This window comes from Streptomyces sp. NPDC111516 (genome assembly GCF_055635345.1).
Window position 1 is genome coordinate 863289 of the sequence record NZ_JBVKBV010000001.1, and the last position, 11690, is coordinate 874978.

Genomic DNA, 11690 nt, shown 5'->3' on the forward strand with positions numbered 1-11690 from the left:
CCTCTGCGTGGCTCATTCGCCGCGGTACAGCTGGCGCTTGTCGATGTAGCGGACCACACCATCCGGCACCAAGTACCAGACCGGCTCTCCCTGCGCGACCCGCTGACGGCAGTCCGTGGACGAGATCGCGAGCGCGGGTACCTCCACGAGGGAGACTCCGCCTTCCGGTAGTCCGGGGTCCGTGAGCACATGCCCCGGCCGCGTCACACCGATGAAGTGGGAGAGCGAGAACAGCTCGTCGGCGTCCCGCCAGGTGAGGATCTGGGCGAGCGCGTCGGCGCCGGTGATGAAGAAGAGGTCCGCGTCGCCGTGGACCGCGCGCAGATCCCGCAGCGTATCGATGGTGTACGTCGGTCCGCTGCGGTCGATGTCGCTCCGGCTTACCGAGAACTGGGGGTTGGACGCCGTCGCGATGACCGTCATCAGATAGCGGTCCTCGGCCGGGGAGACGTTTTTGTGGCTCTTCTGCCACGGCTGCCCGGTCGGAACGAAGATCACCTCGTCGAGGTGGAACTGGGCGGCCACTTCACTGGCCGCCACCAGATGTCCATGATGAATCGGGTCAAATGTCCCGCCCATCACGCCGATTCGGCGCTTTCTGTGGCCGGTAGGCACTTCCTGCTCTCCCATGCGTGCAGAGCCTACTGGCACAGCTGTACGCCTCCGCCTCAGCGGTCGCGGTTGAAACGAGTGGTGATCCACAACAGGAGCAGCAGCACGACGAACGCACCGCCTCCGGTGAGAAACGGGCTGAGGCTTTCGTGGTTGCCACCGTGCTCGCCGCCCTCGGCGGCGAGGGTGACCAGCTGCTGCGCGGTGCTCGTGAGGCTCATCTTCGGCAGGACCTATCGATCGGGAGTCGGAAGGAAGACGTCGCGCACATCGTATGCGGGCGCCCCGGGCACGCTCACGCCGACTCAGTCGTTGTTGTCGTCGTTGCGGTATCCGCGGAGCAGGAACCAGCCGAGCAGGACGGCTCCGACGAGCGAGGCGAGCAGCACGATGCGGAGCGTGTTGCCGGGCCCCTGATCCTCGGATGCGGTGGCGAGCAGAGCAACGGTGTGCGGCATGTCGGGCGTCTCCTCAGTTATCCACAGCCCCCCGCACACCGTAGCCCCAGCACCTACGCTGGGATTTGTCAGGGGGCGAGTGACGTCTCGTACGAACAGGGGGCCCATTCATGACCGACCGTAGCCACGAGAGCCGCGAGAACGTGCCGAGCAGGCAGCGCAGGCGCTTCGCAGGGATCTCGTCCCGGGCCTACGAACACCCGGCGGACCGCTCGGCTCTGGTAGCCCTGCGCAAGCTGAGCGGATTCGACACCGTCTTCAAGACACTGAGCGGTCTGCTGCCCGAGCGGAGCCTGCGACTGCTCTTCCTCTCCGACTCCGTCCGGGTGAGCGACGCACAGTTCGTCCATCTCAACGACATGCTGCGGGACGCCTGTTACATCCTGGACCTGGAGAAGGTCCCGCCGATGTACGTCAATCAGGATCCGCAGCCCAATGCCATGTGCATCGGGCTCGACGAGCCGATCATCGTGGTGACGACGGGGCTGGTGGAGCTGCTCGACGAGGAGGAGATGCGGGCCGTCATCGGCCACGAGGTGGGACACGCCCTCTCCGGCCACGCCGTGTACCGCACGATCCTGCTGTTCCTCACCAATATCGCGCTGAAGGTCGCCTGGATCCCGCTCGGCAATGTCGCGATCATGGCGATCGTTACGGCGCTGCGAGAGTGGTTCCGCAAGTCGGAGCTGTCGGCCGACCGGGCGGGGCTGCTCGTCGGCCAGGAACTGCAGGCTTCGATGCGCGGTCTGATGAAGATCGCAGGCGGCAATCATCTGCACGAGATGAATGTGGACGCCTTCCTCGCCCAGGCCGACGAGTACGAGAAGGGCGGCGATCTGCGCGACTCGGTACTCAAGATCCTCAATCTGCTGCCCCGTTCGCACCCCTTCACCACGGTGCGCGCGGCCGAGCTGAAGAAGTGGTCCGAGACCCGCGACTACCAGCGGATCATGGACGGCCACTACCCGCGGCGCGACGAGGACAAGGACACCTCGGTGACGGATTCGTTCCGGGAGTCCGCGACGCATTACGCGGACGCGGTGCGCAGCAGCAAGGATCCGCTGATGAAGCTGGTCGGCGACATAGCGGGCGGCGCCGGAGACCTGGGCGGCAAGCTTCGTGACAAGTTCACCGGCCAGGGCGGGGGCGGGGCCGGCAAGGGCGGCGCTACGGACGGCTCCGCGGGCTCTGCGAGGCCGGGGGAGCCTGGGGACCCTGATGGGCCGGGGACTGCGCCGGGGTCTGCGGGGAGCTGACCGCCAGCGTTCCGCACAGCGCCGCCGTGGGCCGGCCCGTAGCGTACGGGTTGGTGCCCGCAGGGCCGTGGGAGACGGCGCGCTGCCCGGCGAGCAGCGGCCGCAGCGTACCTGTGGTGTCCGTCGGGCATGCCTGCGGTCCGGCCTGGACATAGCTGGTGCGAACCTCCAGCCGGTGCAGCCGCAGGTCTTCGCGGTCGAAGCGGAAGACCAGCTCGCGCCGTACGGTGAAGAGCGAGGCGCCGTCCGCCCGTTGGGGCCCCGAGGTGGCCGGGCGGAGCGTGTAGGTGAAGGTGTGGTCCGACACCACTTCCAGGGTGTCGGACCCCGCCTCGGTGTAGCTCAAGGTGCCCCGGACCCGGATGTCCGGACCGGCCAGCGCCACCTTGGCCGGGTCGAACCGCACCAGCCAGCCGGTCGGGGCATGCTGTCCGTCGTCGTCCGGCCGGTTCATACTGCGGGCGAACTGGGCCGTCTGGTCCGGGTCGAGCAGCAGTTCCACCGGCCGCACCGCATGGCCGGTGAGGACGGCGGGGTTGAGCGAGGACGCCACCAGATAGTCCTTGACCGTGCTCAGGGCCGCCGCCACCTGGCTGTCCGAGAAGTTGTCCGTCGCTCGGATCGCCGGCAGGTTGATGCCTGCGGCACCCTTTGCGAACTGCGCCGCGGGGCTCTTCGCAAGGAGATCTGCAGGTGTTCCGCCGGGCACGGCGGACCGGGGGGTCAGGGGTACGACGGTCGATCTGAGGGTCTCCGCCCTTCTTCCGACAGGCGCCTGATATGGATGGCGGAAGCCCATGTACACGGCCGTCGCGAAGGCCAGGGCGATCAGGAGGACCAGGGCGATGGCCGCTCTGGATCCGGCTCGGAGGCTCCGGGGCGGGAGGCTGCGTACGGCGCGGGCGTGGTCCCCCATGCGTTCCTCGGCGGAGAATTCCTTCAGCCGTGCAGCACGTACGAACGACTCGTCGAAAACGAGTGAGCGGTACTCGTCCTCACCGCCGCCCGGCGCGTTCTCGGGCGGACCTTCTGGTGGTTCTCCACGGTCTGCCATGACTTCTCCCGACTCCACGTCACCGACCGGGGCCGAAACGCTTCGCTCTGCTTCGGCCGAGTGGCTTCGGACAGGGCCTGCCCGTCATGAGTTCGCATGACTGCGCATGTACGGACGAGTGAGAAGCCCCCTCGTAGAGAGGGGTCACACCTTCAGGGTAGGTCGATTACGACCGAGGTAAACGCCGAGCCGCCGGAGAACCACCGCAGAATTGCGCGTGAGCCCGGAGAACCGCCCTGAACACGGGCGCTGGACGTCCCCAGTGCCTGCGCGGCACGAGCTGAGGACCCGCGTGGGACGCTCCCAGGACACGGCGTACGCGGGGCGTTGTCGGTCCGGTGGCTTCAGCCTGTGTGGGGGGCCGCCGAGACCGTGCGGCGGGGGTAACCGGCCGAGGCCGAGGGGACGGCGCTGGGGGCGGGGCCCGGGGCGCTGTCCACGCCCGTGGTGGCGGGCGGCGGGGCAGGGTCCTGGCGGTTGCCCGAGCTGTTGCGGTAGACGGCGCTGAAGGCCAGCGCGACCATTCCGATGCCCATCAGCACGGCCAGCAGCCAGGCCACCGGCCGGTGCCAGCGTGCCGCACCCCGGTAGGGGCGCAGCGCGCCGCCGTGGCGCCCGTAGGGACCGGTGCCGTACGCGTCGTCATCAGGGTCCAGCGGATCGTCGTAGGCGCTCCCGCGGCCGTATGCGCCGCCCGGCCCATATCCATCGTCGGGGAGGTCGTCGTCCAGCGGGCCGCCGCCGGCCCGCGCCCGGGACGCCTCGGCCTCGGCTCGGGCCTGCGCAGCCGCGAGCAACCGCTCGACCGCGGTGGGTTCATGGATCTCGGCGGCCCGTACGAAGTCCTCATCGAACACCACGGAGGCGAAGTCCTCGTCCGCGCCCCCGCGGTCGTCGTCGGGCTCCCAGCCGTCCGGGAACGGCCTGCCCCCCACGTCGTCCGGCACAGCTCCAGACTAGACCCGCCGGGTCGTTCTGGGCAGGGAGCCCGCAACATTCACCGAACCCGGACAGTCACCGTACGTGGCCGTCGCCCGTGACGATGTACTTCGTCGAGGTGAGCTCCGGCAGCCCCATCGGGCCCCTGGCGTGCAGCTTCTGGGTGGAGATGCCGATCTCGGCCCCGAAGCCGAACTGGCCGCCGTCGGTGAAACGCGTGGACGCGTTCACGGCCACGGTCGTGGAGTCAACCAACTGGGTGAAGCGGCGGGCCGCGGCCTGGGAAGTGGTCACGATCGCCTCGGTGTGGCCGGAGGACCAGAGCCGGATGTGCGCGACGGCCGCGTCCAGCGACTCCACGACGGCCGCGGCGATGTCGTACGAGAGGTACTCGGTCTCCCAGTCCTCCGGCGTGGCCGCCACCACGGTGGCCTTGGACCCCTCGGCGTATTCGAGGACCCGCTCGTCGCCGTGCACGGTCACCCCGGCGTCGGCCAGCGCCTCCAGGGCACGCGGCAGGAAGTCCGCTGCAACGTCCTTGTGGATCAGGAGCGTCTCGGCGGCGTTGCAGACGCTCGGACGCTGCGCCTTGGAATTGATCAGGATGTCGACCGCCATGTCGAGGTCGGTCTGCGCGTCCACATACACATGGCAGTTGCCGGTGCCGGTCTCGATGACCGGAACGGTGGACTCCTCGACCACCGTGCGGATCAGCGAGGCACCGCCGCGCGGAATGAGGACGTCGACGAGGCCGCGGGCCCGCATCAGTTCCCGTACCGAGTCGCGGCTCTCGCCCGGCACCAGCTGCACCGCGTCGGCCGGGAGGCCGGAGCCGCCGATCGCGTCGCGCAGCACCCGTACGAGCGCGACATTGGAGGCGTACGCGGAGGACGAGCCGCGCAGCAGGACGGCGTTGCCCGACTTCAGGCAGAGGGCCGCGGCGTCGACCGTCACATTGGGCCGGGCCTCGTAGATGATCCCGACGACGCCGAGCGGCACCCGGACCTGCCGGAGGTCGATGCCGTTGGGCAGGGTCGAGCCGCGGACGACCTCGCCGACCGGGTCGGGCAGCGCCGCCACATCCCGCACGTCGGCGGCGATGGCGCGGATCCGCTCCGGCGTGAGGGTGAGCCGGTCGACGATCGACTCGCTGGTCCCGGCCTCGCGGGCGCGGGCGACGTCCTCGGCGTTGGCCGCGACGATCTCGCCCGTCCGCACCTCCAGCGCGTCCGCGATCGCCAGCAGTGCATCGTCCTTCGCTGCGCGCGGCAGCGGTGCGATGTCCGCGGCGGCGGAGCGTGCCCGGTAGGCGGCCTGAGCGACCGGGGACATGTTGTCGTACGGCGAGAGCGTGGTCATGCCCGCAGAGTAGTGCGCACACTGCGGGCATCCCTCACGTATCCCGTGATGCGAGACAACTGCCCGGGGGGCCGTTTCCGAGATGCGGGACAGCCGCCCCGGAAACCGCCCCAGGAACACGGGACGACCACCCCGAGGACGACCACCCCGGAGACGACCGCCCGGGATCCGTCGACGTGCTCAGTACGGGTGGACGCCGACCGGGGCGGCCGGGGGCGGTCCGTATCCCTCGGCGACGCGCTGGTGGTACGTCTCGCGGTCGATGACCTCCAGGCCGACGATCTCCCAGGGCGGAAGCCCGGCGGTGGAGCGGTGCTCTCCCCAGAGCCGCAGCGCGACGGCCGCCGCGTCGTGCAGATCGCGGGCCTCTTCCCAGTAGCGGATCTCCGCGTGGTCGTTGGCGTACCGGCTGGTCAGCAGGAAGGGATGGTCGTGCGCGAGCTGTTCGAGCCCGCGTCTGACCTCTTTCAGCGGGATCGCGGCGCCCGAGACACTGAGCGTGATGTGCCAGAGTCTCGACGGAGTGCGTTCCTCCTCCGCCCTGGTCGGCTCGGACCGCGTGGTCCGGTCGTCCGCACGGTCCGTGGACCGTCTCTCGCCGGACCGTCTCTCGTCGAAGCCGACACCTGCTCCGACACTGGTCAGGGCCCGGCCACCCGTTCCTCGGGGCGGCGCCCCCGGGCGCGCTCGTCTCACCGGCGGCCTCCTGTGAATGCGTTTGCTGTGCTGTACCCCGCTGTGCCCCCCGTGACAAAGTTGACCAGTCCGCGGCCGACGATGGGGCGGTTTTCCTGAAGGTCTCTGCCGCGAGGCAGGACTTTCAGCCGTTTCAGGGGGTCTGTCAGGGGTGCAGGACGACGAGATCGTCCCTGTGTACGACCTCGCGCTCATATGCGGGACCGAGTTCCCGCGCCAGGTCGCGGGTGGATCGGCCGAGCAGTTGCGGGATCTCCTTGGCGTCGAAGTTGACGAGTCCGCGGGCCACGGGGCGGCCTTCGAGGTCGCGCAGTTCCACCGGGTCGCCCGCGGTGAACTCGCCCTCGATCGCCGCGATTCCGGCGGGCAGCAGCGAGCTGTGCCGTTCGACGACAGCCTGGACGGCCCCGTCGTCGAGGGTCAGCGAGCCCTGCGGGGTGGAGGCGTGGGCGAGCCAGAGCAGCCGGTCCGCCGAGCGGCGTCCGGTGCGGTGGAAGTACGTACCGGTGTCGCGTCCGGCCAGGGCGTCGGCGGCCCGGCTCGCCGAGGTGAGGACGACCGGGACTCCGGCGGCCGTGGCGATCCGGGCGGCCTCGACCTTGGTGACCATTCCGCCGGTGCCGACGCCCGCCTTCCCCGCGCTGCCGATGGTGACACCCGCGAGGTCCTCGGGGCCGGCCACTTCGGCGACCCGCGAGGTGCCTGGGGTGCTGGGGTCGCCGTCGTAGAGGCCGTCCACGTCCGAGAGGAGGACGAGCAGATCGGCGCGGACAAGATGGGCGACGAGCGCGGCGAGCCGGTCGTTGTCACCGAACCGGATCTCGTCGGTGGCGACGGTGTCGTTCTCGTTGACGATCGGGAGCGCCCCCATGTCCAGGAGCTGGTCGAGGGTGCGGTAGGCGTTGCGGTAGTGGGCGCGGCGGCTGGTGTCGTTACTGGTGAGCAGCACCTGGCCGACGCGTACGCCGTAACGTGCGAAGGAGGCGGTGTAGCGGGCGACGAGCAGTCCCTGTCCCACGCTGGCCGCAGCCTGCTGTCTGGCCAGGTCCTTGGGTCGGCGGTGCAGCCCGAGCGGGGCGAGCCCGGCCGCGATGGCGCCGCTGGAGACGAGCACGATCTCACGCTCCCCGCCGCTCCTCACCCTGGCGAGCACGTCGACGAGCGCATCGACGCGATCCGCGTCGAGGCCGCCGGCCGCGGTGGTGAGGGATGAGGAACCGACTTTGACCACGACCCTGCGGGCCTCTGCGACGCCCTGCCTTGCCCCTGACACGTACATCCCCAATGATTCGACCTCGCCCAGCCCCCGCAATCTACGCGAGCGGGGGAACGGGTGCCTGCGCGTTCCGCCCCGTGGACGTATGGACGGCTTCACGGCTCGTCCGCACCTGACCTCTCCGCCGATGAGATCGACAGCCGCATCAGCAATCACGTTCATTACTTATATCGAATGATCAACTTCTCGGCGCCGTACACCGGTATCAGACGAAGAGAACGGGAAAACCGGTGTGCGCCGACCGGTACAACCATGAGAACCCCTCGCTCATCTAACAGCCGATAGGGTGCGTGGCGGCGGCTCCCCCCATATTCGGCGGTGGCGGTGTCGGCCCCACATCTGCCGCCACCTTCAGGGACCTACCAGACATGGGACAGCAGCGATGCCAGTCAAAGTAAGTGTCGTCATTCCGGTATACAACCCGGGCAAGTACATCGACCCCTGCATCGACTCACTCCTGAGACAGTCTCTCCCCGCGGGTGAGTTCGAAGTTCTGTTCGTGAACGACGGGTCCACCGACGACACTCCCGAACGACTCGAAAAGCTGGCGGTGGAACACCCCCATTTCCGGTTGATCACCATCCCCAACTCCGGATGGCCCGGAAAGCCCCGCAACATCGGTGTGGCCGAAGCGAAGGGCGAATACGTCCAGTTCGTCGACCAGGACGACCATCTCGCCTCCGACGCACTGCGCCGGCTGTACGAGATGGGCCGCCGCAATGGCTCGGACATCGTCATCGGCAAGGTGGCGAGCAACTTCCGCGGCGTGCCGCACGGCGTGTTCAAGAGGAACCGCGAGAAGTGCACCCTGCGCGACGCGCCCCTGTACGACAGCCTCACGCCGCACAAGATGTTCCGTACGGAGTTCCTCCGCGAGAACGGCATCGCCTACCCCGAGGGCAAGCGCCGGCTCGAGGACCAGCTCTACATGATGCAGGCGTACTTCCCCGCCGAGGTCGTCTCGATCCTCGGCAACTACACCTGCTACTACTACTCCCGGCGCGACGACGGCAAGAACGCCGGGTCCACCAGGATCGTCCCGGCCGACTACTACGGCAACCTCCGCGAAGTCCTGGACGTCGTCGTGGCCAACACCGAGCCGGGCGACTTCCGGGATCTGCTGCTCCGCCGCTTCTACCGGGTCGAGATGCTGAGCCGACTCAGCGAACCCGCGGTGGTCAAGTACCAGCCCGAGTTCTTCAACGAGATGTGCGACGCGATCAGGCCGCTGGCCATCGACTTCATGGGCGACGGTGTGCATGACGGCCTCGGCCCGCTGCTGCGGATCCGGTCCACTCTCCTGCGCCGGGACGACCGGGAGGGTCTGCTGCGCATCGCCCGATTCGCCGGGTCCGTCAAGGCGTCGGCCCGTCTGGAGGACTTCGCCTGGCAGCCGGACGGCCGCGCAGCCATCACCGTGACCGCCCGGCTGGTCCACGGAGACGACGAGGCGCCGGTGAAGCTGCTGCGCAAGGACGGCCGCTACTTCCTGCACCCCGACATCGGCGGCGGGCAGCTGGCGGAGGACGAACTCCTGGACGTCACCGGCGACATCGACGGCTTCTCCGCCGAACTGTCCCTGCGCAACCGCGAGACGGCAGTCGAGTGGCCCTGCCCCGCGACATTCACCACTCGGACCGATGAACTCGGCGACGGGGCCTGCGAGATCGTCCTGCACGGCAGTGGTCATGTCACTTCGGAGGCGGTCAAGGGCCGCGGTCGGGTCTCTCGCGGCTTCTGGGACATCTGGGTGCCGCTGCGCGGCCTGGGCCTGGTCCGCAAGGCAAGGCTGGGCGCCGACCGCGACCCGGAGGTGGACTCCGCCTGCCTGCCCGCGTCGCTCGGCTCGCCGGCCCGTGCCGTCATCCCGTACTTCACCGACCCGCACGGCAACCTCACGCTCGATGTGGGCCGCCGCAGCAAGAAACTCGCCGCCTATCTGGACGGCCGTCCGGTCCTGCGGACCCCCGGTCGCCGGCCCGAACTCCGACTGGAGCTCTTCACCGCCACCACCACCGTGTCCTCCGAGGCCCAATTGGTTCTGAGTCCGGCCGACGGAACCGGCTCGGCCGTGCACACGCTGTCCACCGTGCTGCACCCGACAGCGGGCCGGGCCCACCTCACCGTGCCCGATCGCGCCCCCCGCGTCGTAGCGGGCGCTTGGAAGCTCTCCGTTCGGCTGGACGGCGCGAAGGACCCCATGCTCGGCCTCTGCGACGTCACCATCGGCGAGGACGGAAGGATCCAACTGGATCCAGAGCTGCCCGAGGCCGCAGACACGGTCATGGTCGGCGTGGTCGCACAACGCCGGAAGGCGACTCTGCATCGCGCGCTGCGCATCGTCGGCGGACCCCTCGTGCGCAGGTTCCCCCCGCAGGGCCGCAAGCGTGCACGCCGCCTCGCCGCCCGGCTCACCGGCTGATCCACACCCGCGGATCCGTCGCGCCCTGACGAGACGGTCCCGCCAGTACCAGCACCGAACACATCGGAACGAGGACGTGATCGCATGCGACAGCTCTCCGTCGCAGGGGCCTGGGTTCATGAACCCAAGGTCTTCCCGGACAGCCGCGGCAGCTTCCACGAATGGTTCAAGGCGTCGGAGCTCAGCGAGGCCGTCGGACACACGCTGCGGCTCGCGCAGGCCAACTTCTCCATCTCCAGCCGGGGAACGCTGCGTGGTGTCCACTTCGCCGATGTGCCGCCGAGCCAGGCGAAGTACGTCAAGTGCGTACGCGGCGCGGTGCTCGACGTCATCGTGGACATCCGGGTCGGCTCCCCTACGTACAAGCAGTGGGAGGCCGTCCGGCTCGACGACGCGGACCATCACGCCGTCTATCTCTCCGAGGGGCTCGGCCACGCCTTCATGGCCCTGACGGACGACGCCTCGGTCGTCTATCTGTGCTCCGAGGGCTACGCGCCCGGCCGCGAGCACGGCATCAACCCGCTCGATCCCGAGCTGGGCATCCAGTGGCCGAAGGGGATCACCCCGCTGCTGTCCGACAAGGACGCCGCGGCCCCCTCGCTGGCCGAGGCCGAGGCACAGGGCCTGCTGCCGTCGTACGAGGACTGCCAGGCCCACTACGCCCGGCTGCGCGCCCGCGGCTGAGCCTTGCAGGAACGCCGAAGCCCCCGTGGTCCGTACGGACCACGGGGGCTTCGTACTGTCCTGGGCCCCGTCAGCCCGTCACGGCCTCGATGCGCTTGCGCAGCGGTGCGAACGCCGAGCGGGGGCGGCGAAGGTTCCGGGCGCGTGCCAGGGCCGGCCAGAAGTCGGCGCCGAGCAGCGTCTCGGGCCGGACGGCGTTCTTGCGCACCAGCACCTCGTCGGGCACGTCCTGCGGATCGGGTACGACATACTCCTCGATGATCTTGTCGTACGCGTTCTTCAGGATGCCACTGTCCGGGTTGGCGCCGAACACGGCGGCCACACCGGTCGGGGCGGTGTCCAGCTCGACGACCACCAGGTCGGGGCGGTAGCGGCGCAGCACCTGCACCACCTTGTACACATCACCGGTCCAGAACTTGGTGTGCCGGTCGCGGGCCGCCTCGTCGACATCGCGCGGCAGCATGTCGTCCAGCACGATCACACTCGACCAGCGGGCGTGCTTCTCGACGTTCATGAAGTCGCGCAGGGCGTACTCGAAGAGGTGCATGCCGTCGATGAAGGCGAGTTCCACTTTCGGGTCGCCGCCGAGCACATTGAGCGGATCGCGTCGGGCGAGGGCGCGGAACGGGTTGCGGCCGTTGCGCAGGTGCAGCAGCGGGTCCTTGCGGGCGAAGAAGTCGTCACTGGTCGCCTTGACCAGGTGGACGTCGCAACTGATGTCCGTCACCACCCGGAAGGCGGGGTCGACGGCGACCGAGGGCACTCGCGAGAGCGCCAGGCTTCTGCCGTCGTTGACCCCGATCTCCAAATAGTTCCGAGGACGGTAGACGCGGTGCAAATGACGCAGAAAGTCATGGCGGTTCACGTGGAGCAGCCCTTCGAGGAAACCAACTGGTCTGATCCCCGGCGAAGTTACCTCATGACCGCACTGTGA

General features: G+C 69.0%; 12 protein-coding genes. 3 read left to right on the forward strand and 9 right to left on the reverse strand.

Annotated elements, in window-relative coordinates:
* Positions 1-12 precede the first annotated feature (12 nt).
* The 3 genes from nadD to ACZ7L9_RS04100 form a co-directional block, all read right to left on the reverse strand.
* Positions 13-630: a nicotinate-nucleotide adenylyltransferase gene (gene nadD / locus ACZ7L9_RS04090; RefSeq protein WP_266746151.1), complete on the reverse strand. Its 618-nt coding sequence runs from the start codon at positions 628-630 to the stop codon at positions 13-15.
* 38 nt (positions 631-668) lie between these two features.
* Positions 669-833 (reverse strand): hypothetical protein, encoded by a 165-nt coding sequence (locus ACZ7L9_RS04095; RefSeq protein WP_471412295.1) that lies wholly within the window; start codon positions 831-833, stop codon positions 669-671.
* Between the two features lie 84 nt (positions 834-917).
* Positions 918-1070 carry a hypothetical protein gene (locus tag ACZ7L9_RS04100; RefSeq protein ID WP_471412296.1) on the reverse strand — a complete coding sequence of 51 codons (153 nt, stop codon included), beginning with the start codon at positions 1068-1070 and terminating at the stop codon, positions 918-920.
* Between the two features lie 110 nt (positions 1071-1180).
* On the opposite strand from ACZ7L9_RS04100, the gene ACZ7L9_RS04105 reads away from it, so the two are divergent.
* Entirely contained in the window at positions 1181-2326 is a 1146-nt protein-coding gene (locus ACZ7L9_RS04105) for a M48 family metallopeptidase (RefSeq protein ID WP_471412298.1), read from the forward strand.
* Here the strand turns inward: ACZ7L9_RS04105 and ACZ7L9_RS04110 are convergent.
* The 5 genes from ACZ7L9_RS04110 to proB form a co-directional block, all read right to left on the reverse strand.
* Positions 2238-3380: an SCO2583 family membrane protein gene (locus tag ACZ7L9_RS04110; protein ID WP_471412300.1), complete on the reverse strand. Its 1143-nt coding sequence runs from the start codon at positions 3378-3380 to the stop codon at positions 2238-2240. The two genes, ACZ7L9_RS04105 and ACZ7L9_RS04110, sit on opposite strands and share 89 nt — an antisense overlap.
* Before the next feature lie 344 nt (positions 3381-3724).
* On the reverse strand, positions 3725-4327 hold the full coding sequence (locus ACZ7L9_RS04115; RefSeq protein WP_471412302.1) for an SCO2584 family spore wall biosynthesis protein: 603 nt from the start codon (positions 4325-4327) through the stop codon (positions 3725-3727).
* Between the two features lie 67 nt (positions 4328-4394).
* Complete coding sequence (locus tag ACZ7L9_RS04120; RefSeq protein ID WP_471412304.1) at positions 4395-5678, reverse strand: glutamate-5-semialdehyde dehydrogenase; 1284 nt, start codon at positions 5676-5678, stop codon at positions 4395-4397.
* A 180-nt stretch (positions 5679-5858) separates the two neighbouring features.
* On the reverse strand, positions 5859-6374 hold the full coding sequence (locus tag ACZ7L9_RS04125) for a hypothetical protein (RefSeq protein WP_471412306.1): 516 nt from the start codon (positions 6372-6374) through the stop codon (positions 5859-5861).
* 145 nt (positions 6375-6519) lie between these two features.
* Positions 6520-7605, reverse strand: a complete 1086-nt coding sequence (gene proB, locus ACZ7L9_RS04130; RefSeq protein WP_471412780.1) for a glutamate 5-kinase — start codon at positions 7603-7605, stop codon at positions 6520-6522.
* A 427-nt stretch (positions 7606-8032) separates the two neighbouring features.
* Between proB and ACZ7L9_RS04135 the strand changes: the two genes are divergently transcribed.
* Both ACZ7L9_RS04135 and rfbC read left to right on the forward strand, forming a co-directional pair.
* Positions 8033-10072 carry a glycosyltransferase family 2 protein gene (locus tag ACZ7L9_RS04135; protein WP_471412308.1) on the forward strand — a complete coding sequence of 680 codons (2040 nt, stop codon included), beginning with the start codon at positions 8033-8035 and terminating at the stop codon, positions 10070-10072.
* Between the two features lie 84 nt (positions 10073-10156).
* Positions 10157-10756 (forward strand): dTDP-4-dehydrorhamnose 3,5-epimerase, encoded by a 600-nt coding sequence (gene rfbC / locus ACZ7L9_RS04140; RefSeq protein ID WP_471412309.1) that lies wholly within the window; start codon positions 10157-10159, stop codon positions 10754-10756.
* A 70-nt stretch (positions 10757-10826) separates the two neighbouring features.
* On the opposite strand, the gene ACZ7L9_RS04145 is transcribed toward rfbC, so the two are convergent.
* Positions 10827-11621 (reverse strand): O-methyltransferase, encoded by a 795-nt coding sequence (locus tag ACZ7L9_RS04145; RefSeq protein WP_471412310.1) that lies wholly within the window; start codon positions 11619-11621, stop codon positions 10827-10829.
* Positions 11622-11690: the final 69 nt, after the last annotated feature.